The 21,829-nt window shown below is 66.1% G+C and carries 20 protein-coding genes and 1 tRNA gene; 10 read left to right on the top strand and 11 right to left on the bottom strand.

The window, feature by feature from the left end:
• Nucleotides 1-3 precede the first annotated feature (3 nt).
• Complete coding sequence (locus ACFOOL_RS15220; RefSeq protein ID WP_380098158.1) at nt 4-1,938, top strand: ABC transporter substrate-binding protein; 1,935 nt, start codon at nt 4-6, stop codon at nt 1,936-1,938.
• A 57-nt stretch (nt 1,939-1,995) separates the two neighbouring features.
• Entirely contained in the window at nt 1,996-2,982 is a 987-nt protein-coding gene (locus ACFOOL_RS15215) for an ABC transporter permease (RefSeq protein ID WP_380098157.1), read from the top strand.
• A 21-nt stretch (nt 2,983-3,003) separates the two neighbouring features.
• Here the strand turns inward: ACFOOL_RS15215 and ACFOOL_RS15210 are convergent, their stop codons facing one another.
• Nucleotides 3,004-4,005 (bottom strand): Gfo/Idh/MocA family protein, encoded by a 1,002-nt coding sequence (locus ACFOOL_RS15210; RefSeq protein WP_380098155.1) that lies wholly within the window; start codon nt 4,003-4,005, stop codon nt 3,004-3,006.
• A 223-nt stretch (nt 4,006-4,228) separates the two neighbouring features.
• Between ACFOOL_RS15210 and ACFOOL_RS15205 the strand changes: the two genes are divergently transcribed.
• Both ACFOOL_RS15205 and ACFOOL_RS15200 read left to right on the top strand, forming a co-directional pair.
• On the top strand, nt 4,229-4,660 hold the full coding sequence (locus tag ACFOOL_RS15205; protein WP_380098154.1) for a VOC family protein: 432 nt from the start codon (nt 4,229-4,231) through the stop codon (nt 4,658-4,660).
• A 25-nt stretch (nt 4,661-4,685) separates the two neighbouring features.
• Nucleotides 4,686-5,597, top strand: a complete 912-nt coding sequence (locus ACFOOL_RS15200; protein ID WP_380098153.1) for an NAD-dependent epimerase/dehydratase family protein — start codon at nt 4,686-4,688, stop codon at nt 5,595-5,597.
• Between the two features lie 8 nt (nt 5,598-5,605).
• On the opposite strand, the gene ACFOOL_RS15195 is transcribed toward ACFOOL_RS15200, so the two are convergent.
• Nucleotides 5,606-5,681, bottom strand: a tRNA-Thr gene (locus ACFOOL_RS15195).
• Nucleotides 5,682-5,770: 89 nt separating this feature from the next.
• Entirely contained in the window at nt 5,771-7,000 is a 1,230-nt protein-coding gene (locus tag ACFOOL_RS15190) for an ROK family transcriptional regulator (RefSeq protein ID WP_380098152.1), read from the bottom strand.
• Nucleotides 7,001-7,244: 244 nt separating this feature from the next.
• Here ACFOOL_RS15190 and xylF point away from each other — a divergent pair, with 244 nt between their 5' ends.
• The 5 genes from xylF to ACFOOL_RS15165 all read left to right on the top strand — a co-directional run bounded on the left by xylF (nt 7,245) and on the right by ACFOOL_RS15165 (nt 12,014).
• The gene (xylF, locus tag ACFOOL_RS15185; protein WP_380098151.1) at nt 7,245-8,279 is read left to right on the top strand and encodes a D-xylose ABC transporter substrate-binding protein; all 1,035 of its coding nucleotides are present in this window, start codon (nt 7,245-7,247) and stop codon (nt 8,277-8,279) included.
• Between the two features lie 107 nt (nt 8,280-8,386).
• Nucleotides 8,387-9,706: a sugar ABC transporter permease gene (locus ACFOOL_RS15180; protein WP_380098149.1), complete on the top strand. Its 1,320-nt coding sequence runs from the start codon at nt 8,387-8,389 to the stop codon at nt 9,704-9,706.
• Nucleotides 9,707-9,716: 10 nt separating this feature from the next.
• On the top strand, nt 9,717-10,499 hold the full coding sequence (locus ACFOOL_RS15175; RefSeq protein WP_380098148.1) for an ATP-binding cassette domain-containing protein: 783 nt from the start codon (nt 9,717-9,719) through the stop codon (nt 10,497-10,499).
• Nucleotides 10,500-10,578: 79 nt separating this feature from the next.
• Nucleotides 10,579-11,049 carry a YaiI/YqxD family protein gene (locus ACFOOL_RS15170; RefSeq protein ID WP_380098306.1) on the top strand — a complete coding sequence of 157 codons (471 nt, stop codon included), beginning with the start codon at nt 10,579-10,581 and terminating at the stop codon, nt 11,047-11,049.
• Between the two features lie 80 nt (nt 11,050-11,129).
• Nucleotides 11,130-12,014 (top strand): polysaccharide deacetylase family protein, encoded by an 885-nt coding sequence (locus tag ACFOOL_RS15165; RefSeq protein ID WP_380098146.1) that lies wholly within the window; start codon nt 11,130-11,132, stop codon nt 12,012-12,014.
• Nucleotides 12,015-12,049: 35 nt separating this feature from the next.
• Here the strand turns inward: ACFOOL_RS15165 and ACFOOL_RS15160 are convergent, their stop codons facing one another.
• The 7 genes from ACFOOL_RS15160 to ACFOOL_RS15130 all read right to left on the bottom strand — a co-directional run bounded on the left by ACFOOL_RS15160 (nt 12,050) and on the right by ACFOOL_RS15130 (nt 17,271).
• Nucleotides 12,050-12,439, bottom strand: a complete 390-nt coding sequence (locus ACFOOL_RS15160; protein ID WP_380098145.1) for a hypothetical protein — start codon at nt 12,437-12,439, stop codon at nt 12,050-12,052.
• Nucleotides 12,436-13,191, bottom strand: a complete 756-nt coding sequence (rlmB, locus tag ACFOOL_RS15155) for a 23S rRNA (guanosine(2251)-2'-O)-methyltransferase RlmB (RefSeq protein WP_380098142.1) — start codon at nt 13,189-13,191, stop codon at nt 12,436-12,438. Before rlmB ends, ACFOOL_RS15160 begins: the two co-directional genes overlap by 4 nt.
• 58 nt (nt 13,192-13,249) lie before the next feature.
• Nucleotides 13,250-13,882, bottom strand: a complete 633-nt coding sequence (gene aat / locus ACFOOL_RS15150) for a leucyl/phenylalanyl-tRNA--protein transferase (protein WP_380098141.1) — start codon at nt 13,880-13,882, stop codon at nt 13,250-13,252.
• Nucleotides 13,883-14,016: 134 nt separating this feature from the next.
• The gene (gene accC, locus ACFOOL_RS15145) at nt 14,017-15,363 is read right to left on the bottom strand and encodes an acetyl-CoA carboxylase biotin carboxylase subunit (protein ID WP_380098139.1); all 1,347 of its coding nucleotides are present in this window, start codon (nt 15,361-15,363) and stop codon (nt 14,017-14,019) included.
• An 11-nt stretch (nt 15,364-15,374) separates the two neighbouring features.
• Nucleotides 15,375-15,869 carry an acetyl-CoA carboxylase biotin carboxyl carrier protein gene (accB, locus tag ACFOOL_RS15140; RefSeq protein WP_380098138.1) on the bottom strand — a complete coding sequence of 165 codons (495 nt, stop codon included), beginning with the start codon at nt 15,867-15,869 and terminating at the stop codon, nt 15,375-15,377.
• A gap of 33 nt (nt 15,870-15,902) precedes the next feature.
• Nucleotides 15,903-16,340: a type II 3-dehydroquinate dehydratase gene (aroQ, locus tag ACFOOL_RS15135; RefSeq protein ID WP_380098136.1), complete on the bottom strand. Its 438-nt coding sequence runs from the start codon at nt 16,338-16,340 to the stop codon at nt 15,903-15,905.
• Between the two features lie 85 nt (nt 16,341-16,425).
• Nucleotides 16,426-17,271, bottom strand: a complete 846-nt coding sequence (locus tag ACFOOL_RS15130) for a DsbA family protein (protein ID WP_380098135.1) — start codon at nt 17,269-17,271, stop codon at nt 16,426-16,428.
• Between the two features lie 132 nt (nt 17,272-17,403).
• Here ACFOOL_RS15130 and ACFOOL_RS15125 point away from each other — a divergent pair, with 132 nt between their 5' ends.
• Nucleotides 17,404-18,558 carry a pyridoxal phosphate-dependent aminotransferase gene (locus ACFOOL_RS15125; protein WP_380098134.1) on the top strand — a complete coding sequence of 385 codons (1,155 nt, stop codon included), beginning with the start codon at nt 17,404-17,406 and terminating at the stop codon, nt 18,556-18,558.
• A 531-nt stretch (nt 18,559-19,089) separates the two neighbouring features.
• Here ACFOOL_RS15125 and ACFOOL_RS15120 read toward each other — a convergent pair.
• Entirely contained in the window at nt 19,090-21,789 is a 2,700-nt protein-coding gene (locus ACFOOL_RS15120; RefSeq protein ID WP_380098133.1) for an Rne/Rng family ribonuclease, read from the bottom strand.
• Between the last annotated feature and the right edge of the window lie 40 nt (nt 21,790-21,829).

Raw genomic sequence — 21,829 nt, 5'->3', positions numbered from 1 at the left:
AACATGCATTGTCTATCGAGAGTGGCACTGACCGTGCCCAGGCTGACCCTGGCCGCGCTGCTGATGACCTCGGTATCGGTGATGGCGCAGGATTACAGCGAAGCGCCGGAGCTTGCGGATCGCGTTGCCAGTGGCGACCTGCCGCCGGTGGAGGAACGCCTGCCGGCCAACCCCATGGTGGTCGAGCCGTTCGAAACCGTGGGCCAATATGGCGGCACCTGGCGGCTGGTGATGAATTCGCCCAGTGATATCAGCACGCTCGCCCGCACCATCGGCTACGAGAATTTCGTGCGTTCGGTCACTTGGCAGCCGGGTATCGAGCAGGAGGACATCCTCCCCGACGTCATCATGAACGTCGCCGAGGACGTCGAGATCAGCGAGGACGGCACCGAATACACCTTCCATCTGCGCGAGGGACATAAATGGAGCGACGGCGAGCCGTTCACCGCCGACGACGTGATGTTCTGGTACGAGAACGTTTATTCCAACACGCAGCTTTTCCCGGCCAAGCCCACCTGGTCGGTACGAAACGGCGAGCCGCTGGTGGTGGAGAAGATCGACGACACCACGGTCAAGTTCAAGTTCGGCGGGCCCAGCGGCCTGCTGCTGCAATATATGTCGACACCGTCCAATGATGCCGAGCAGAACCAGCCCTTTGCCTATCCCAGGCACTACTTGTCCCAGTTCCATCCCGATCACAATCCGGATGCGGCGAGCAGCACCTGGGTGCAGGATTTCCACGCCAAGGCCGATATGTGGCGTAATCCGGAAATGCCGCGCCTGCACCCCTGGATCATCACCCAGGGCATCGGGCAGGGCAGCGGCGCACAGGTCATCGCGGAGCGGAATCCCTACTATTTCAAGGTGGACACCGAAGGGAACCAGCTTCCCTATTTCGACCGGGTGACCGTGGACATCATCACCGACGCGCAGGTGACCACGCTCAAGGCCGCCAATGGCGATTTCGACATGCTCGACTCCTATGTCGGCTTCGTGGCCACGCCGGAAAATCGCGGCACCTTCTTCGACAATCAGGAAAAGGGTGGCTACGAATTCTATGAGGTGCTGCCCAACCGCGCCAATCTGATGATCATTTCGCTCAACATGACCCACAAGGATCCGGTCTTGCGCGAACTGTTCGCCAACAAGACCTTCCGTCAGGCGCTGTCGACGGCGGTGGACCGCGACGAGGTCATCGAACTGGTCTGGCTGGGGCAGGGGCGTCCGTATCAGACCGTCGAGCGGCCTGAATCTCCGCTCTTCGACGAGGAGATGGCGACCCAGTTCACCGATTTCGACATCGCCAGGGCCAACGAGATGCTGGACAGCATCGGGCTGACCGAGAAGGACGGTAACGGTATCCGGCTGATGTCCGATGGACGTCCGCTGCAATTCACCATCGACATTTCCGTCATCCGCCAGCCCTGGATCGATAGTGCCGAGCTCATCAAGGGCTATTGGCGCCAGATCGGGGTGGACCTTCTGATCAACACCTCCGATACCACGGCACTCAATCAGCGCGTGGAATCGAACGAGCACGATGCGGCTGTCTGGTCCGCCTCGGGCGGCGCGGATTCGCTGTTCGATCCGAAGTACTACTTCCCCTATTCCTGGGCGGCCTTTTACGCCACCACCTGGGGGCAGTGGTTCACCAACGACACCCATCCCGAGGAGCCGTCAGAGGCCGCCAAGCGGCAGATGGACCTTTATCAGCAGGTGTTCGCCACGGTGGATGCGCCCACCCGGCTCGAGCTGATGCGGGAGCTGATGACCATCGCCAAGGAGGAATTCTACACCATCGGCGTCATGCAGCCGACCTCCGACTATGGCATCGTCAACCGGCTGATGGGCAATTTCCCCGGCGTGCTCCTCGCCAGCACGGAATACGCTCATCCGGGCGCCGCCAATCCGGAGCAGTTCTACTACGAAGCCGAGTAACGCTTCACATCCCGGCCACCCGGCTCTGCCGGGTGGCTCCGATCCGGAGAGCATGGCATGACGGCCTTCATCATTCGTCGAATACTCTACATGCTGGTGACGGTGGCCGCTATTTCGGTCATGACCTTCATCATCATCCAGCTTCCGCCGGGCGACTACGTCACCGCCATGGTGGCGCAGCTCAACCTGCAGGGCACCACGGTGGACCCGGCGGAAATGGCCGCCCTGCGGGCGCGATACGGCCTCGATGATCCGCTCTACGTGCAGTACTGGAAATGGATTTCCAACATCGTCTTTGCCGGCGATTTCGGCTACTCGCTCGAATGGCGGCGTCCTGTCGCCGACCTGCTATGGAACCGTCTCGGCCTGACCTTCGTGCTTGCCCTCGTGACCCTGCTGTTCATCTGGGCGGTTTCGCTGCCGATCGGGATCTATACCGCGGTGCGCAAGAATACGGCCGGAGACTATCTGGCCACCTTTATCGGCGTCCTCGGGCTGGCGATCCCCAATTTCCTCTTCGCCCTGGTGCTGATGTATATTTCGTTCCGGTATTTCGGTGCCGGTATCGGCGGCCTGTTCTCGCCTCAATATGAAAACGCGCCCTGGTCCTGGGGCAAGCTGGTGGATCTGGGCCAGCATCTCATCATTCCCACCATCGTGCTGGGCACCAGCGGCACGGCGGCCCTCATCCGTATCCTGCGGGCCAATCTGCTCGACGAATTGTCCAAGCCTTATGTAACGACCGCCCGGGCCTACGGCCTCTCCGAAAACCGGCTGCTGTTGAAGTATCCGGTCCGTATCGCCCTCAATCCCTTCATCTCGACGGTGGGCTGGGTGCTGCCCACGCTGGTTTCGGGCACGGTGATCACCGCCGTGGTGCTCAACCTGCCCATAACCGGTCCGCTCCTGCTGCAGGCGCTCATCAGCCAGGACATGTACCTGGCGGGCAGCTTCATCATGATGCTGAGCGTCCTGACCGTCATCGGGACGCTGCTTTCCGACCTGCTGCTCGCCTGGCTCGATCCGCGCATCAGATATACCTGAGGACGCCCGAGACCTGCCCCGTCACACCGTCGCCCAGCCGCCGGTTCTTTCGCTGGCGAACACGGCGTCGAGCGCCTTCATGGAGGAAATCGCGTCCTCGATGCCCCAGGGCAGGGGCTGTCTGCCGAGCACGGCCAAGGCGAAGGCTTCCGCCTGTTCGGTATATTGATCGCAGGCGGGCAGGATTTCGCGCCGGGCGAGGGACCCGTCGAAGGGGGCGCCGGTGTCGACGGTGATGGCGGTGCGCTCATTGGGCGGGGCGTTGAAGGGAATGATGATCTCCAGCTTGGCCTTGCTGCCCAGCACCTTGACGGACTGGTCGCCGGCGGCCTGGGTGGAGCAGACGAAATTCAGATGGCGGCCATCGCCGAAATCGGCGAGCACGCTGGCCAGCCGGTCGGTGCCGAAGCCCGGGTCCCGCTCCACCAGCGCGGCGATGCGGCGCGGCTCGCTCTCGAACAGGAAACGCGCGGCCGTCAGCGGATAGCAGCCGATATCGAGAATGCCGCCGCCGCCGATATCGGCCTGATTGCGGACATTGCCTTCATCGACGTTGAAATAGGTGAACACCGCATTGATGGCGCGAATCTCCCCGAGCTCGCCGGATCGGACGATCTCCCGGGCGCGCAGCCATTGCGGATGGAAGCGGATCATGAAGGCCTCCAGCACGATCCGGCCGGGCGCGCAGGCCCGCAGGCCCTCCGCATCCGCGGCGGAGAGGGCGATCGGCTTTTCGCACAGGACGTGCTTGCCGGCCTGCGTCGCCGCAACCGTCATCGGCACGTGCAGATGGTTCGGCAGCGGATTGTAGATGGCGTCGATGTCGGGATCGGCCAGCAATTGCTCATAGGAGCCGTAGGCCTTGGGAATGCCCAGCCTCTCGGCCGCCGCCCGCGCCTTCGAGAGGTCCCGGGAGGCGATGGCCACGACTTCCGAATGGGCCGAGCGCTGGATGGCCGGCGTCACCTTTTCCATGCCGATATCGGCCGTCGACAATATGCCCCAGCGGATCTTTTCTGCCATCATGTCCTCCTGATGTCGGTTGGGCTGCGTTCGGGAAGGCGAAAGCGGCCGGGCCGATATATGAACTGCCAAAGTTCATATAAGGATAAGGTCAGGCCCGGGCCATGGAGGCGAGGGGAGGAACGGGAAAGACGAGCGGGCAGGGCGCCTGTGCCGGTCGCGGAGACGATCGGGAGCGCGTGGCTTCGTTCCTTCAATTCCGTCATTTCAGAAAGGTTTTCATATGCTGACCGTCGCATCGATCACCCATGTAGCGATCCGAGTGAAGGATGTCGCCCGCACCCTGGAGTTTTACGTCGGCAAGCTCGGCTTTGCCGAAATGATGCGCCTCGACCGCGACGGGCGCCTCTGGCTGGTCTATCTGCGCATCACCGACGATCAATATCTGGAAGTGTTTCCGGAGGGCGAAGGCGATGCGGCGCCGGGCGCCGATGCGGTGGGCTATGATCACATGTGCCTGGCCGTGGCCGATATCGACCGGGCCGTGCGCGAACTGGAAGCGGCGGGCATTCCGCTCTACCGTCCCAAGACGCAGGGCGCCGACGGCAATTGGCAGGCCTGGATCGTGGACCCGGACGGGCACCGGATCGAGCTCATGCAGATGTCGCCGGACAGCCTGCAGGCCAAGGCCATTGCGCGCCTGCGGAACGCCTGACCGGCAAGGAGGGAAGAGCATATCCATGAGTAAGCGCATCATCTTCACCGGCGGCAGCGGCAAGGCCGGTCGCCACGCAATCGCCTATCTGCTGGCGCAGGGCCATAAAATCCTCAATCTCGACCTCAAGCCGCTCGTGCTCGAGGGCGTCAACACGCTGATCGCCGACCTCACCGATAGCGGCCAGGTGTTCAACGCGCTCTCCATGCATTTCGGCTTTGATGGTTTCGAGACCGGCAAGGGGCCTGCGCCAGTCGATGCCGTAGTGCATTTCGCGGCCATTCCGCGGGTGCTGATCCATCCGGACAACGAGACGTTCACGGCCAATGTCACCTCGACCTACAATGTCATCGAGGCGGCGACCAAGCTGGGCATAAGCAAGATCGTCATCGCTTCCAGCGAAACCACCTATGGCGTGTGCTTCGCCGAGGGCGACAAGGACTATCACCGGTTTCCGCTCGAGGAGGATTACGACATCGATCCGATGGACAGCTATGGCCTCTCCAAGCTGGTCAACGAGAAGACCGCCCGGGCCTTTGCGATGCGCACCGGGGCCGATATCTACGCCCTGCGCATCGGCAACGTCATCGAGCCGGAGGATTACGCCCGGTTTCCGGCGTTTCTCGCCGATCCGCCATCGCGCAAGCGCAATGCCTGGAGCTATATCGACGCTCGCGATCTCGGCCAGATCGTCGATCTGTGCATCGCCCGGGACGGGCTGGGCTTCCAGGTCTTCAACGCCGTCAATGACGAGATCACGGCGACCGAGCCCAGCGCCGCCTTTCTTGCCAAATGGGCGCCCCGGACGCCCATCGCCCGACCCATGGGGGAATACGAAGCCCCCATCTCCAACCGCAAGATCCGCGAGGTCCTGGGTTTCCGGGAACGGCACAATTGGCGCCAATACGTCACCGGCATTGGCGGCGCGGGAAGCTGAGCCTGGGCTGGTGCCGGCAGCAGGGTTCGAACCCGCGACCCCCTGATTACAAATCAGGTGCTCTACCAACTGAGCTATACCGGCTTGGCCTGCCCTGTAGCATCGCGCGGGCGTAGCGGCAACTCGGATCGCATGAGGCCGTGATGGGAGAGGAGGCGGTGGCGGCCGTGCTCCTACCGTGCTGTGGCCGGCAGCGCGGCGAAGTCGGTCTGGTCGATTTCGCCGAGCGTTTTCATCATCAGTCCCCGGAAAATCGGTTCCTTCTCGTCCGGATGCGAGATGACTTCCGGTAACCCGTTGATGCGGCAGACCAGCGAGGCGCCCAGCGCGGCGGCAATTTCGGCGCGCATCAGATGCAGCGCCTGGGCGCCGGGGCCGACGATCAGGATATGCGAGGGATCGAACATGGCCAGCATGCGGCTGAGGCCGTAGCCGATGGCGCGACCGGCGAGGTTGAAGCCATGGGTGGCGGCGCGGTCGCCCTGTTCGGCGCGCTGGATCAGCGCTTCATATTGCTGCGGGGGGACGGCGGGGGCGGGGGGCGTCGCCTCGGGCACGGAAAAAGTGGTGCGCAGCACGCCGTAATCGGCGGCATAGGCCTCGATGCAGCCGCGCATGCCGCAACGGCAGAGCGCGCCGTCGGGAACGTGGTTCATATGGCCGAATTCGGTGGCTCCGTCGCCGCCGCGCCCGGCGATCTGGCCGTGCTGGCTGAGGCCCATGGCCACGGTGGAGCCGATGAAGACCGTGGCGACGCTGGCCTCGAGCAGATGCGGATGCATCCAGCGCGTGCCCTCGGCCAGGAGCCGCCCGCGCTTGTGCAGGGTGACGCGAAGGCAGGTATGGGCGGCCAGTTCATGCGCGAATGCCGGGCCAGCCAGATGCGCGATGGGCGACCATTTGAGCCCGCCCCCCTCGCGGTCGAGAATGCCCTGCACCGAAATGGCGACCCGGCGCAGGGTGCCGGAGGCCCGGGGCGTGCGCCGGCACAGGTGATCGAGTTGCGCCACGAGGAATTGGGTGGGGGCGCAGTCGCGGAAGGTCGCGGGCGTGACTTCGGTTTCCAGCCGGTCCACCAGCACGCCGCCATAATCCACCAGCGACAGGCGGGCGCGGTTCACGTCGATCTCGAACAGCGCCACATAGGCGGCGTCGCGCCGGAAGCCGATCAGCGTCGCCGGGCGTCCACGTGCGCGTCCTCCGCTCCGCTCGGGGCTGGCCAGTTCCTCCACCAGGCCCTGCGCGATCAGGTCCTGCATGATGGCGGTGACGCTGGCGTGGCTGAGGCCGGTGGCGCTGGCCAGAGTGGTGCGCGATTGCGGGCCGCCGGTACGCAGCGCCCGCAGGATCAGCCCGCGATTCTGCCGCCTTATGGTGTCGCTGTCGCTGACATGTCGCGTCAAGCGTGCCTCTCCCCGGTCCCTCGCGGCCAAGCGAGCATTCCTCTTCGTCTATCGCAATATCCCAACGGGCCTGAAGCTGGAACATGCCGCGCGAATTTGACGTTGACACGCCGCGCCGGCCTATGCGAGAGCTTTTTTCGAGCAGTAAAAATAATGCTCGGGACGCAGGGAGGCGTCGTCCGCTCCGGATCGTACCGCCACCTGCACAATGCGGGGCAGTTCGCTGCCCGTTGGGAGGACAGATATGAAAAAGTTCGCAGCGGTCCTGCTTGCCTCGACCGTTCTTGCCGGTTCGGCGGTAGCCCAGGACCAGGTGACCATCGGCGTGTCCTGGAACAATTTCCAGGAAGAGCGCTGGAAGACCGACGAAGCGGCCATCAAGACGGCGCTCGAGGCCGCCGGCGCGCAGTATATTTCGGCCGACGCGCAATCGTCCGCCTCCAAGCAGCTCACCGATATCGAAAGCCTCATCAGCCAGGGCGCCGATGCGCTGATCGTGCTGGCGCAGGACAGCGACGCCATCGGCCCGGCCGTGGCGGCGGCGGTGGCCGAGGGCATTCCGGTGGTCGGCTATGACCGCCTGATCGAGAACCCCGACGCCTTCTACCTGACCTTCGACAACCGCGAAGTGGGCCGCATGCAGGCGCAGGCGGTGTTCGACGTGCAGCCCGAGGGCAATTACGTCTTCATCAAGGGCAATTCGGCCGACCCTAATGCCGACTTCCTGTTCGCCGGCCAGATGGACGTGCTCAAGGGGGCCATCGATTCGGGCGCCATCAAGAATGTCGGCGAAGCCTATACCGACAACTGGAACCCCGAAGTCGCCCAGGCCAATATGGAGCAGTTCCTGACGGCCAACAACAACGAGGTCGACGCCGTGGTCGCCTCCAATGATGGCACGGCAGGCGGCGCCATCGCGGCGCTGGCGGCGCAGGGCCTCGCCGGCGCGGTGCCGGTTTCGGGCCAGGACGGCGACCATGCCGCCCTCAACCGCATTGCGCTGGGCACCCAGACCGTCTCGGTGTGGAAGGATGCGCGCGAGCTGGGCAAGAAGGCGGCCGAGATCGCCCTCGAACTGGCTGGCGGCGCGGCTCTGGATGAGGTCACCGACGCCACCACCTTCTCGGATGGCCCGAACGGCGTCGAGATGAACGCGGTGCTGCTGCCGCCGGTGCCGATCACCCAGGAAAACCTCAACGTCGTCATCGATGCCGGCTGGGTGGCCAAGGATGTGGTCTGCCAGGGCGTCGCGGCCGGAGCGGTTGCCGCGTGTGACTGAGGCCGGTCCGGTATAGACTGGTCAGCGAGGTGCCGCGGCGTTCGCGCTGCGGCACTTCCGTAACCGGACCGCGATCCCGCACGCGTCGTTTCCAGAAGGGGAGCCCAATGGCCGAACAGCAAGCCATTTCCAGCAGCACGCATCCGAGCCATTCGGTTCACAATCCACTCCAGCGCTTTCTGTCGGCGACCGAGATCGACACGCGCCTTCTGGGCATGATCGGCGCGCTCGCCGTCATCTGGATCGGCTTCAACATCTTTTCGGGCGGGCTGTTCCTGACGCCGCGCAACCTGTGGAACCTGTCGGTGCAGACCGCCTCGGTGGCGGTGATGGTCACCGGCATGGTGCTGGTCATCGTCACCCGCAATATCGATCTGTCGGTGGGGTCCATCCTGGGCGTGGTCGGCATGGTCATGGGGGTCATGCAGACCCAGATCCTGCCGGTGCAGCTCGGGCTGGGGCTCGGCCATCCGCTGATCTGGGTGCTGTCGCTGGCCTCCGGCCTCGTGGTCGGGGTGGGGATCGGCGCGATCCAGGGCAGCATCATCGCCTATTTGCGGGTGCCGGCCTTCATCGTCACGCTGGGCGGCTATCTGGTGTGGCGCGGCTCCGCCTGGTGGGTGACCGCGGGGCGGACCGTGGCGCCGATGGATTCGACCTTTCAGCTCATGGGCGGCGGGCCGTCCGGGGCCATCGGCGCGTTCTGGAGCTGGGTGGTGGCCATCGTCGCCTGCGCCGCCATCGTCCTGGCCATCTATTTCGGCCGCCGCCAGCGCCGCCGCTTCCATTTCCCCCAGCGCCCGATCTGGGCGGAGGTCGCTCTTGCGGCCATCGGCTGCGGCGCCACCATCGGCGCCGTCTGGGTCGCCAACGCCTATCCCTGGCCGGTGCGCATCGCCGAGAATTTCGCCCGCGCCAACGACATCGCCATTCCCGAGCAAGGGCTGTTCATCGCCCATGGCATCGCCATTCCCGTGCTCATTGCGCTGGGCATCGGCGTCGCCATGACCTTCCTGACCACCCGCACGCGCTTCGGCCGCTATGTCTATGCCATGGGCGGCAATCCGGAGGCGGCGGAGCTGGCCGGCATCAACACCCGCTGGGTCACGGTCAAGATCTTCATGCTGATGGGCGCGCTCTGCGCCGTCGCCGCCGCCATCGCCACCGCGCGGCTCAATGCCGCCACCAATGCGCTGGGCACACTCGACGAGCTCTACGTGATCGCCGCCGCCGTCATCGGGGGCACCTCGCTGGCGGGGGGCGTGGGCACCGTGGCCGGGGCGTTGCTGGGGGCGCTGGTCATGCAGTCGCTGCAATCGGGCATGGTTCTGATGGGCCTCGACAGTCCGCTCCAGTCGATCGTCGTGGGCATCGTGCTGGTGTTTGCGGTGTGGCTCGACACGCTCTATCGCCAGAACAAGCAGTAGGAGTAGCGCTATGCTGGATTCCGGCACGCCCCTGGTCGAAATGACCGATATCTCCATCGCCTTCGGCGGCATCCGCGCGGTCGATCAGGCCTCGATCTCGCTGCATGCCGGTGAGGTGGTGGGCCTGCTCGGGCATAATGGCGCGGGCAAGTCGACGCTCATCAAGATTCTGTCCGGCGCCTATAAGCGCGATACCGGCGAGATCCGCATCAATGGCGAGACGGCGACCATCAACAATCCCCGCGACGCCAAGGCCTATGGCATCGAGACCATCTACCAGCAGCTCGCCGTCGCCGACAATGTCGACGCTGCGGCCAATCTGTTCCTGGGGCGCGAAATGGTCACCCCGCTGGGCACGCTGGACGATGCGGCGATGGAATCCAAGGCGCGGGAGGTGATGGGGCGGCTCAATCCCAATTTCCGCCGCTTCAAGGAGCCGGTGAAGGCGCTTTCGGGCGGGCAGCGGCAATCGGTGGCCATCGCCCGGGCGATCCTGTTCAACGCCCGCATCCTGGTCATGGACGAGCCCACGGCGGCGCTCGGGCCGCAGGAGACCGCGCAGGTGGGCGAGCTCATCAAGCAGCTCAAGTCCGAGGGCATCGGCATCTTCCTCATCAGCCACGACATCCACGACGTCTTCGACCTGGCCGACCGGCTGGTGGTGATGAAGAACGGGCAGGTGGTGGGCGAGGCCCGCACCGATGAAGTGACCAAGGACGAGGTGCTGGGCATGATCATCATGGGCAAGGTTCCGCCCGGCGCCACGCCGGGCCCTGGCGCCATCCGGGAGTGACCCGGCCCATCCCCCTGCGTACCGGCATCGATCGGGGCGGGAACCGGAAGGGCCGGGGCCGCGGCGCGACATGATCCAGATGCCGTCCAGCAGCCCGAAAATCCTCGTCGATGCCGATGCCTGCCCGGTGAAGGAGGAGGCGCGCCGGGTGGCCGAGCGCGTGGGCCTGGTCATCGTCTTCGTCAGCAATGGCGGCATCCGCCCCTCGCGCGATCCCATGGTCCTTGTGGTGATCGTGCCGTCCGGCGCCGATGCGGCCGACGACTGGATCGTCGAGCATGCGGCGCCCGGCGATATCGTGCTGACCGCCGATATCCCGCTGGCGAGCCGCGCCATCGACAAGGGCTGTCATGTGCTGGGCTTCACCGGCAGGCCGTTCACCCCGGCTTCCATCGGCATGGCGCTGGCCATGCGCGGCCTCAAGCAGCATTTGCGCGAGACCGGCGCCATCGCCGGGCACAATCCCGGCTTCCGCCCCGCCGACCGCTCGGCGTTCCTCGGTGCCCTCGATACGCTGGCGCGCAAGGCCAAGTCTTTGGCCGGTAAGTAGTTCTTAAGATTTTGCGAGGGGATTATTAACCATAATAGCAAATTGTGGAGCGCACTTAATCAGGTGTTATGGGTGCTCCCTTGCGGTCGTTGCGCGCGCTTGTCGTTACCGGTCTTGTGGCCGTTGCCATGGCGGGCTGCGCCAAGCCCATCGCCCAGCACGATCTGGCCGCCGGGCCGGTCGCGGCCAAGGACGGGATCGTCACGGCCAGCGCCTATCGCGCTCCGCCGCCGAGGATGAGCCAGCCCATGCCCGATCGGATCTTCAAGGGCGGCGCGCTGGCGGGGCGGACCCTGCAGATCGCCTCCACCGCCGATATCGTCCTCAAGCCGCGCGAAGTGGTGCTGACCTTCGACGACGGCCCGCGCGCCGGCAAGACGCCCGCCATTCTCGACACGCTCGACAGTTTCGGGGTGAAGGCGACGTTTCTGATGCTCGGATCGGCTGCCCGCGCCAATCCCCAGCTCGCCCGGCAGGTGGCCCGGCGCGGCCATACGGTGGGCAGCCACACCTATGATCACGTCGATCTGGGCAAGCTCTCCCGCCAGCAGGCGATCGCCGAGATCGTCCGTGGCGAGACGGCGGTGTCCGAGGCGCTGGAAGGGGCGGGGGCGGGGCTCTCGCCGTTCTTCCGTTTCCCCTATCTCTCCGAAACCGGCTTTCTGCGCACCTCGCTGCTGCAGGGCGACATCGTGGTGCTCGACGTCGATATCGACAGCAAGGACTATTATCGCGACAGCCCCGAAACCGTGGCCGCCCGCACCCTGGCCCGGCTCGATGCAAGGGGCAGCGGGATCATTCTTTTCCATGACATCCACCAGCGCACGGTGGACATGCTGCCGGCCTTCCTCGCAGAGCTGGAGGCGCGCGGCTATTCCGTGGTGCGCCTCGCGCCGCGCAGTACCGGCCTGTTCGGGCGCAGCGTCATCACCGCCGAAGCGCCCCCGCCGCTCGAGAGCCCGTGAGGGGGTGCCCCTCACCCCCGGCGGGAGGAAGCGCCCTAATCCTCGTCTTCCTCGACATCGGTGAGATAGACCGACACCTCGATATCGATGCCGCGCATGGCGATGGCGGCGGCGGCGTGGGCCGGCAGGCGCACCGACATGTCCTCGCCCTGCTCGGGATAGTCGAAGGCGATATCGAGCACCGCCCGGCCGATGCGCCGGTCCTCTAGCATGGCGGCAATGGCCGCGCCGGAGCGGTCCGCCAGGTCCAGCAGGGCGCGCACCGGATTGGCGGTCGGCACGTCGATCTGGGCGTAGAAACTGTTCTCGGCGTCCTCGGGCTCGTAGCGCACGGTGAGCTGCCGGAGCGCCGTGTCGAGCTCTTCCTGCGGCACGGTGACGCCCGAAAGGCGCAGCGCCATGGCGAAGGGGTCGAACCGGGTCATGGCTGGCGCCCCGCCGTGGCGGCGAACAGGGCGATGGCGGCGGCATTGGAGACGTTGAGCGACTTGATCGGGCCGGGCATGTCCAGCCGCACCATCTCGTCGCACAAGTCGCGGGTGCGCTGGCGCAGGCCCTTGCCCTCCGCCCCCAGCACCACCGCAAGCGGCGTGTCGCCCTGGCGCGGCTTCAGCGGCGCCTCCGAATCTGAATCAAAACCCAGCACCAACATGTTGCGCCGCTTCAATATTTCCAGTGTATCGCCCAGATTGCGCACCTCGATCATCGGGATCATGTCGAGCGCGCCGGAGGCGGCCTTGGCCATCACGCCGGTTTCGCGCGGCGAATGGCGGGCGGTGGTGATCACCGCATCGGCGCCGAAGGCGCAGGCGGTGCGCAGGATGGCGCCGACATTGTGCGGGTCGGTGATCTGGTCGAGCACCACCACGAGCCGCAGCGGGTCGATGTCGTCGAGCCCGAACCGGCTCACCGGATCGACCTCCAGCGCCACGCCCTGGTGCACGGCATCGCTGCCCAGCAGCCGGTCCAGCTCCTTGGGCGTCGTTTCGCTCAGCGGCACCGCCCCGATCTCGCCGCTCTCGCGCAGGCGGTTGAGGGCGTTGGGCGTCGCCAGCAGCGCCTTTTTCACCCGGGCGGGATTGTCGAGCGCGGCGCGCACCGTGTGCAGCCCGTAAAGATAGACCGGCCCGGTATCGGGATCGTATTTCGGCTTTGGCGGGAACTTGTTGCGGCTCATGGGGCGAGCGGTAGCGCCTTTGCGGTTTTTCCGCAAGGAATGGCTGATGGGGCGCCCGTCATCGCCGGTCCCAGCGCTGCCAGTCGGCCTCCGCCTCGATGGCCCGGCTCAGCCGGTCCTCATAGGCGGGGCGGGAAATCTCGATGCCGCCGAGCGAGGCGAGGTGCGGGGTGAGGAACTGGGTGTCGAGCAACTGGAAGCCGCCCGCATTGAGCCGCTCGACCAGATGCGCCATGGCCATCTTCGAGGCGTCGGTGCGCCGATGGAACATGGATTCACCGAAAAAGGCGGCGCCGATGGCCAGGCCGTACAGCCCCCCGGCCAGTTCCTCGCCGTCCCAGACCTCGACCGTATGGGCGATGCCGCGCCGGAACAATTCGCCATAGACGGCGCGGATGGTGCCGTTGATCCAGGTGGTCTTGCGGTCCTTGCCGGTGGTGGCGCACCCCTCGATGACGCCGTCCCAGTCAGTGTCGACGCGAATGGTCCAGCTTGTATTACGCATGGCCTTCCGCAGGCTTTTCGAGGCGCGAAAGCCATCGAGCGGCATGATGCCCCGCATTTCCGGGCTGACCCAGAACAGGTCCTCGTCCGCGGCGTCCTCGGCCATGGGGAAGATGCCCGCCCGATAGGCGCGCACGATCAGCTCGGGCGTGATATCGAGGGTGAAGGGGTCGCTGCGACGGGCCATGATTGCTTCATCTTCCCTTCCCCCGCGCGCCAGGGCTATCGCATCTGGATAAATCCGGAGGCCGGTCCTTCGCCTCCCTCCCCCTTGTGGGGAGGGATCGAGGGTGGGGGTGGTTTTCCAGGCCATTGAGGCGCTTACGCCTTGTTGTCGGCCAGGAATTTCTCCAGCCAGTGGATATCGTAGTTCCCCGCCAGGATATCCGGCTCCTTGATGAGGCGCTGGAACAGGGGCAGGGTGGTCTTCACCCCGTCGACGACGAATTCGTCCACGGCGCGGCTCAGCCGCTTGAGGCATTCCTCGCGGGTGCGGCCATAGACGATGAGCTTGCCGATCAGCGAGTCGTAATAGGGCGGGATCTTGTAGCCCTGATAGACCGCCGAATCGACGCGCACGCCCACGCCGCCGGCCGGATGATAGAAGGTGATGGTGCCCGGTGAGGGCGCGAAGGTCTGCGGGTCCTCGGCATTGATGCGCAATTCGATGGCGTGGCCGTAGAACTGCACCATGTCCTGGGTCATCGACAGCTTTTCGCCCGAGGCGACGCGGATCTGCTCATAGACGATGTCGATGCCGGTGATGCGCTCGGTGACCGGATGCTCCACCTGCAGGCGCGTGTTCATTTCGATGAAGTAGAACTCGCCGTTCTCGTAGAGAAATTCGATGGTGCCGGCGCCGGAATATTTGAGCTTGCGCATGGCCACGGCGCAGATTTCGCCGATCCGGTCCCGCTCTTCCGGGGTGATGGTGGGGCCGCCGGCCTCTTCCCACACCTTCTGGTGGCGGCGCTGCAAGGAGCAGTCGCGGACGCCCAGATGCACGGCGTTGCCCTGGCCGTCGCCCAGGATTTGCACCTCGATATGGCGCGGCTGGCCGAGATATTTCTCCATATAGACCGAGTCGTTGCCGAAGGAGGCCTTGGCCTCGGTGCGGGCGGTGGACCAGGCCTCGATCACGTCCTTTTCGGATTTGGCGACCTTCATGCCGCGCCCGCCGCCGCCGGCGGTGGCCTTGATCAGCACCGGATAGCCGATCCTTTTGGCGGTCTGGCGGGCCTCGTCCTCGGTCTCGACCGCGCCCGCGGAGCCGGGAACCACAGGGATGCCCAGTTCGACCGCGGTTTTCTTGGCGGTGATCTTGTCGCCCATGATCTCGATATGGTGCGCCGAGGGGCCGATAAAGGTCACCTTGTGCTCGGTGAGGATTTTGGCGAAGCGGGCGTTTTCCGCGAGAAACCCATAACCCGGATGCACCGCGTCGGCGCCGGTGATTTCGCAGGCCGCGAGAATGGAGGGGATGTTGAGATAGCTGTCCTTGGCCGCATTGGGGCCGATGCAGACGCTTTCGTCCGCGAGGCGCACATGCATGGCATTGGCGTCGGCGGTGGAATGCACCGCCACGGTCTGGATGCCCAGTTCCTTGCAGGCGCGCAGGATGCGCAGGGCGATTTCGCCGCGATTGGCGATGAGGACTTTCTGGAACATGCGAAGCCCCCTTATTCGATGACGACGAGCGGCTCGCCATATTCGACCGGCTGGGCATCGTCCACCAGGATGCGGGTGACGGTGCCGGAGCGGTGCGCCGGAATCTGGTTCATGGTCTTCATCGCCTCGATGATGAGCACGGTCTGGCCCTCGGAGACCTTGGCGCCGACATCGACGAAGGGCGGCTTGCCCGGCTCGGAGGCGCGATAGGCGGTGCCCACCATGGGCGAGGTCAGCGTGCCGGGATTGGCGGCGAGGTCCTCGGCCTTGGCGGGGGTGGCGGCGGGCACCGAGCCGGCGGGGGCGCTGGGCGCCGGAGCGGCGGCGGGCGGCGCCATGTACTGCATCGGGGGCGGGGCGTAGGCCGGAGCCTCATTGGGATAGGAGCGGGTGACGCGGACCCGCAGGTCTTCCTGCTCGATCTCGATTTCGGCGAGATTTTCCTTGTTGAGCAGTTCGGCAATGGCGCGGATCAGGTCCTGATCCACCTGCGATGACTTCGTCATTCTTGTCGGTCTCCGGCTTCTCGCGTCGAAGCGTTATGTGAGTTTTTCGGCCAAGGCCATGAGGGCCAGTTTATATCCAAGCGGGCCAAAGCCGCAAATGACGCCGAAGGCCACCGACGACACGTATGAATGGTGCCGGAAGGCCTCGCGCTGGTGGATATTGCTCAGATGCACTTCGGCCACCGGCAGCGCCACGGCGCGCAGCGCGTCGTGGATGGCGAGGGAAGTGTGGGAATAGGCGGCGGGGTTGATCAGGATGCCGTCGGCGGTCTCGCGCGCCTCCTGGATCCAGCTCACCAGTTCGCCCTCGTGGTTGGACTGGCGGAACTCGATGGCCAGCCCGAGGTCTGCGGCGGCGGCCCGGCACAGCGTCTCGATGTCCGCGAGCGTTCCGGCGCCATAGGTCTCCGGCTCGCGCGTGCCGAGCAGGTTGAGGTTCGGGCCGTTGAGGACGAGAACGCGTTTTGCCATGATCAATGCCTTTTGCACCGGCCGTTCGGGCCGGCGCAAGGGCGGTTACACGAAATGCACCGAAAAGGCCAGCGTGGCCAGGCGGTCAGCTGCACCGGCTCTCGCCGCATTCGCGCATGTCGGCGATGCGGGCGCGCAGCCCATCGAGGCCGATGGCGCCGGGGATGACCTCGTTGCCGATGATGTAGGTGGGGGTGCCGGTGATGCCCAGCGCCTGCGCGATCTCGTAGGAGTTCTGGATGACGCTGGCGACGCGCGGCTCGCCCATGCGCAGCTCGAGATCGACCGGGGAGAGACCCAGTTCCTGCGCGGCGGCGAGGGCGGCGGCCTTGTCGACCTTGCCCCGGCTCGAGAACAGCGCCTCGTGGAAGGCCCAGTAATCGGCATCGGATTCCCCGACCAGCACCGCGATGCGCGCCGCGTCGATGGACTCGTTGGACAGGATGGGGAATTCCTTGAGGATGACCTTGAGGTTCGGGTCTTCCGCCAGCAGCGCCGCCAGGTCGGGCAGGGCGGTCCGGCAATAGCCGCAATTGTAGTCGAAGAACTCGACCAGGGTGACGTCGCCGTCCGGATTGCCCAGCACCACCTGTCCGGGGGCCTCGTAGATGGCCTTGCGGAAATCGGCCATCGCCAGGCGCGCCTGCTCCTGCTCCTCGACCCGCAGCGTTTCGTCCAGCGCCACCGATAGCCGCTGGAGCAGTTTCGGGTCGCTCATCAGGAAATCCTCGATCATCGGATTGAGCGTGGCCGCGTCGATGGCGGGGGCCACCGGCGCCGGTTCCGGCGCCCGCTCCGCCAGCACCGCCTCGACGATGGCGCGCACCGCGACGGCGTCGGTTTCGGGCTGCGGCCGGTCCAGCAGGGCATAGCCCAGGGCGCCGGCAAGCAGGCCGGCGATGACAGCGAGAACGAGGGCGAGGCGATTCATGAACGGCTCCGGTCGAGTCTTTTGCGGCTTCTTAGCAGACAAGCGTCGCGCTGGCACCCGCTTGTGGGCCAGCCGCTTCCTTGCCGATCGGCTGTCATTGGGCTAGGTCCCGGGGAAACGAACGGAGCCCAGATGACCAGGACCGCGCCCGATGGGCTGATGCCATTCTTCGCCATGGACATCCTCAAGCGCGCCAGGGCGCTGGAGGCGGAGGGGCGGAGCATCTGCCATCTGGAGCTGGGCGAGCCGGGAGCGCCGCCGGCGCCGCGCGTGCTCGAGGCCGTGGCGCAGGCCCTGCCGCAACCGCAGGGCTATACCGACGCCAAGGGCATGATGGCGCTGCGCGAGGGCCTGGCCCGCCACTACCAGAGCCGGCACGGCGTTCAAGTCGATCCGGATGCGATCCTTGCCACCATGGGCTCGTCCGCCGGCTTCATCCTCGCCTTCCACGCCGCCTTCCGGCCCGGCGCCCGCATCGCCGTCACCCGGCCGGGCTATCCGGCCTATGTGAACACGCTGCTCGGCCTCGGCTTCGCGGTGGCGGAAATCCCGGTCGCCGCCGGCGATGGCTGGCGGCTGACCGGCGCCGCCATCGAGGCGGCCCACCGCGCGCAGCCCTTCGAGGGCCTGCTGTTCGCCAGCCCGGCCAATCCCACCGGGGCGGCTGTCGACCGCGCCGGCCTCGCCGATATCGTCGCCACCTGCGCGCGGCTGGGCGTCACTCTCATTTCCGACGAGATCTATCACGGGCTCGATTATCGCGGCCCCTCGGTCAGCGCGCTGGAGCTGACGCGCGACGCCATAATCATCAACAGTTTCTCGAAATATTACTGCATGACCGGCTGGCGCATCGGCTGGATGGTGCTGCCCGAGCCGCTGGTGCGCCGCGCCGAGATCCTGCAGCAGAACCTCTTCATCTCGGCCCCCACGCTGAGCCAGATCGCCGCCACCGCGGCGCTGGGTGAGCGCGACTATGCCGAGGCGCGGAAGGCGGATTACGCGCGCAACCGGACACTGCTCACGGATGGGCTGCGCGATCTCGGGTTCGAGCTGCCGGCGGCCGGGGATGGCGCGTTTTACGCCTATGCCGGCATCAGGAACTTCGCCAATGATTCCCTCGCCTTCTGCGACGCCATGCTGAACCGGGCCGGCGTCGCGGCCACGCCGGGCATCGACTTCGACCGCACCGACGGCCACGGCTTCGTGCGCTTCAGCTATGCCGGCACGACCCAAAGCATCGAGGACGCGCTGGAGCGACTGCGCGGCTTTTTGGCGGCGGGGGGCTGATCCGCCCACACAAGCACTTCGCTACCCTCGGGCGTGACCCGAGGGCCGGCTCGATGCGACCGCCCCGGCAGGACCCGGAAGACCTGGTGTTTCGCTATCATCCGTCTTGACCAGGGGTGGAGGTGACAGGAAACGGGGCGGCGTTTCAGGTCTGTATCTTCCACCACCACCAGGTCATTCCCGCGAAAGCGGGAACCCCCGTTATCCCTTTCTGGAACCAAACAGAGGTCCCCGCTTTCGCGGGGATGACAGCGTGGTGGTGGTGACGTGATCTTGCCCCCGCTCCGGCGCGGCCCGCGGACTTGATCCGCGGGCCGCTCTCAGCAAGTGCCGAAGTGGTGGAGGCGCTCTGGCCGGCCCACGGGTCAAGCCCGTGGGCAGCGGCGGTGGTTTTGGAAAATTCTTGGCGAGACACCGACGCTTGGGGAAATGCCCTCGCCTTATCCGTGGATGCCGGTGGCTTTGGTGGCAGCGGCTGGTCGCCGGAGAGAAAAAAAGGGCGGCCCGGAGGCCCCCCTTGTGTTCGATCCCTCAACCGAGACCGAGGCGGCGCTGCCACCAGCCGACCTTCTTTTTCTTTTCCGGCTCGTCTTCGGGCTGCGCTTCCTCCTCGGCCGGGGCGGAGGCGGAGGTCACCACCACGCCTTCGGGCGGCAGTTCCTTGCGCGTGCGGCGGGCGCGGGCAGGGGCGGCGGGTGCCGCCTCGGCCTTGGCCTCCATCGGAGCAGTCTCGGCGGGCTGGGCCGTCTCCGCTGCCGCAGCAGCGGGCGCCTCTGCCGGCACTGCCTCTGCCGGCGTCGCCTCGGCCGCCGGGGCCTTGGGCTTGCGGGTGCGCGGCGCGCGCTTGGGCTTTTCCTCGGCGACCGGCTCGGAGGCCGGTTCGGCGACGGCCTCCACCGGCGCGGTCTCGGCAGGCGCCGATTCCTCGGTCTCGACCACCTTCTTGCGGCGGGTGCGGCGGGGCTTTTCCACCGGCGCCGCCTCGGCCTCCGCTTCGGCGGTCACGGCCTGGGCTTCCGTCGCCGGCGCGGGCGCCGGTTCGGGGGCCGGGGCCTCGGCGATCTCCACATGCTCCACCACCGCATCCTCGGGCGCTTCTATCGCGGCCGCCTCGGCCTCGGGCGCGGTCTCGCCGTCCTGGTCGCGGCGATTGCGGCGGCCGCCGCGACGGCCCCGGCGCCGGCGGCGGCGGGTCTCGCCATCGCCCTCGGCGGCGGCGTCCTCGCTCTCGGCATCGATGGCCTCGGCTCCGTTTTCGTCGTCGCTTTCGGCCTCGCCGGCGGCAGCGCCTTGTGCAGCCGGCTGCGGGGCGTGATCGCCATTGCGCTCGCCATTGGCGCCACCCCGGCGGCGGCGGCGGCGGCGGCGCCGGCCATTGCCCTCGCCTTCGCCATTGTCGTCGTGGGCCTCGGCGTCGCCGGCTTCGGCCTCGATCTCCTCATCCTCCTCGGCATCCTCGATCACGGCGCTGTCGACGCGCACATGGGCGGCGGCGCGCTGGTCGGCATAGGCGGAGACGCGGGCCTCGCCCTTTTCGATGGTGAATTGATGCCCGGTCAGCTTGCTGTCGGCGGTGATGGTGATCGACAGGGCGTTGCGGGCTTCGAGCGCCGAAAGGGTGTCGCGCTTGTAGTTGAGGATATAGAGCGCCACTTCCGTGGGCACGCGCACATTGATCGACTGGCCGTGCTTGCGCAGCACGTGTTCCTCGATATGGCGCATGATCATCAGCGCCAGGCTCTCGGTGGAGCGCACCAGGCCGGTGCCGTCGCAGACCGGGCATTTGTGGGTGGAGCTTTCCACCACGCCGAAGCGGATGCGCTGGCGGCTCATTTCCATCAGGCCGAAATGGCTGATGCGGCCCACCTGGATGCGGGCGCGGTCGTCCTTGAGGCAATCCTTGAGCTTGCGCTCCACTGCCCGGTTGGAGCGGTTCTCCATCATGTCGATGAAGTCGATGACGATGAGCCCGGCCAGGTCGCGCAGGCGGAGCTGGCGCGCCACTTCCTCGGCCGCCTCCAGATTGGTCTGGAGCGCGGTGTCCTCGATATTGTGCTCCTTGGTGGAGCGGCCCGAGTTGACGTCGATGGAGACCAGCGCCTCGGTGGGATTGATGACCAGATAGCCGCCCGAGGGCAGGGTCACCACCGGCGAGAACATCTGGTCGAGCTGCGCCTCGACATTGTATTTGGAAAAGAGCGGCTGTTCCTCGCCATAGGGTTTCACGTTCTTGGCGTGGGACGGCATGATCATCTTCATGAAGTCCTTGGCCTCGCGATAGGCGTTCTCGCCCGAGACCAGAACCTCGCCGATGTCCTTGTTGTAGAGGTCGCGGATGGTCCGCTTGATCAGCGAGCCCTCCTCATAGACGAGGCAGGGCGCCTGGCTCTGCAGGGTCAGCGTGCGCACGCTCTCCCACAGCCGCATCAGATATTCGAAGTCGCGCTTGACCTCGGCCTTGGTGCGCGAGGCGCCGGCCGTGCGCAGGATGACGCCCATGCCCTGGGGCACTTCCAGGTCGGCGGTGATTTCCTTCAACCGCTTGCGGTCCGCCGCATTGGTGATTTTCCGCGAGATGCCGCCGCCCCGCGCCGTGTTCGGCATCAGCACCGAATAGCGGCCGGCCAGCGACAGATAGGTGGTCAGCGCCGCGCCCTTGTTGCCGCGCTCTTCCTTGACCACCTGCACCAGCATCACCTGGCGGCGCTTGATCACCTCCTGGATCTTGTACTGGCGCTTGGCCGGGGAGCGGCGCCGCTCGGGCACTTCCTCGAGGGCGTCGCCGCCGCCGATGGATTCCACCGGGCCGCTATTGGCCGGGGCCTGCTCGATATGGCCGATATCGCCGGGCTCCTGCGGGTCGGCCTCGGCGTCCGGCTCGGTCACGCCCTCGGGCAGCGAGACGGTGTCGTCCCCATCGTCGTGATGGTCATGGTCGTCGTCGTGCTCCTCCTCGCGCAGCAGGGCTTCGCGGTCGGCGACGGGGATCTGGTAATAGTCGGGGTGGATTTCGCTGAAGGCCAGGAAACCGTGGCGGTTGCCGCCATATTCGACGAAGGCGGCCTGCAGGCTCGGTTCGACGCGCGTGACCTTGGCGAGGTAGATATTGCCCCGCAATTGGCGGCGGGTCGCCGATTCGAAGTCGAATTCCTCCAGCCGGTTACCTGCGGTAACGACTATCCGTGTTTCTTCCGGGTGGATGGCATCCACCAGCATTCTCTTGATCGCCATAATGAGCTCCGCGCACTCGCGCTCCGACAGGGGCGGGCCG

This window comes from Devosia honganensis, assembly GCF_042648785.1.
In the GTDB taxonomy this organism is placed as follows: domain Bacteria; phylum Pseudomonadota; class Alphaproteobacteria; order Rhizobiales; family Devosiaceae; genus Devosia; species Devosia honganensis.
The sequence above is the reverse complement of the archived record's forward strand: the minus strand, read 5'-3'. Positions and strand labels throughout refer to the sequence as shown.

Coding starts and splice junctions, on each gene's coding strand:
- ACFOOL_RS15220 (WP_380098158.1), top strand. CDS start 4: ATGCATTGTCTATCGAGAGTGGCACTGACCGTGCCCAGGCTGACCCTG.
- ACFOOL_RS15215 (WP_380098157.1), top strand. CDS start 1,996: ATGACGGCCTTCATCATTCGTCGAATACTCTACATGCTGGTGACGGTG.
- ACFOOL_RS15210 (WP_380098155.1), bottom strand. CDS start 4,005: ATGGCAGAAAAGATCCGCTGGGGCATATTGTCGACGGCCGATATCGGC.
- ACFOOL_RS15205 (WP_380098154.1), top strand. CDS start 4,229: ATGCTGACCGTCGCATCGATCACCCATGTAGCGATCCGAGTGAAGGAT.
- ACFOOL_RS15200 (WP_380098153.1), top strand. CDS start 4,686: ATGAGTAAGCGCATCATCTTCACCGGCGGCAGCGGCAAGGCCGGTCGC.
- xylF (WP_380098151.1), top strand. CDS start 7,245: ATGAAAAAGTTCGCAGCGGTCCTGCTTGCCTCGACCGTTCTTGCCGGT.
- ACFOOL_RS15180 (WP_380098149.1), top strand. CDS start 8,387: ATGGCCGAACAGCAAGCCATTTCCAGCAGCACGCATCCGAGCCATTCG.
- ACFOOL_RS15175 (WP_380098148.1), top strand. CDS start 9,717: ATGCTGGATTCCGGCACGCCCCTGGTCGAAATGACCGATATCTCCATC.
- ACFOOL_RS15170 (WP_380098306.1), top strand. CDS start 10,579: ATGCCGTCCAGCAGCCCGAAAATCCTCGTCGATGCCGATGCCTGCCCG.
- ACFOOL_RS15160 (WP_380098145.1), bottom strand. CDS start 12,439: ATGACCCGGTTCGACCCCTTCGCCATGGCGCTGCGCCTTTCGGGCGTC.
- rlmB (WP_380098142.1), bottom strand. CDS start 13,191: ATGAGCCGCAACAAGTTCCCGCCAAAGCCGAAATACGATCCCGATACC.
- aat (WP_380098141.1), bottom strand. CDS start 13,882: ATGGCCCGTCGCAGCGACCCCTTCACCCTCGATATCACGCCCGAGCTG.
- accC (WP_380098139.1), bottom strand. CDS start 15,363: ATGTTCCAGAAAGTCCTCATCGCCAATCGCGGCGAAATCGCCCTGCGC.
- accB (WP_380098138.1), bottom strand. CDS start 15,869: ATGACGAAGTCATCGCAGGTGGATCAGGACCTGATCCGCGCCATTGCC.
- aroQ (WP_380098136.1), bottom strand. CDS start 16,340: ATGGCAAAACGCGTTCTCGTCCTCAACGGCCCGAACCTCAACCTGCTC.
- ACFOOL_RS15130 (WP_380098135.1), bottom strand. CDS start 17,271: ATGAATCGCCTCGCCCTCGTTCTCGCTGTCATCGCCGGCCTGCTTGCC.
- ACFOOL_RS15125 (WP_380098134.1), top strand. CDS start 17,404: ATGACCAGGACCGCGCCCGATGGGCTGATGCCATTCTTCGCCATGGAC.
- ACFOOL_RS15120 (WP_380098133.1), bottom strand. CDS start 21,789: ATGGCGATCAAGAGAATGCTGGTGGATGCCATCCACCCGGAAGAAACA.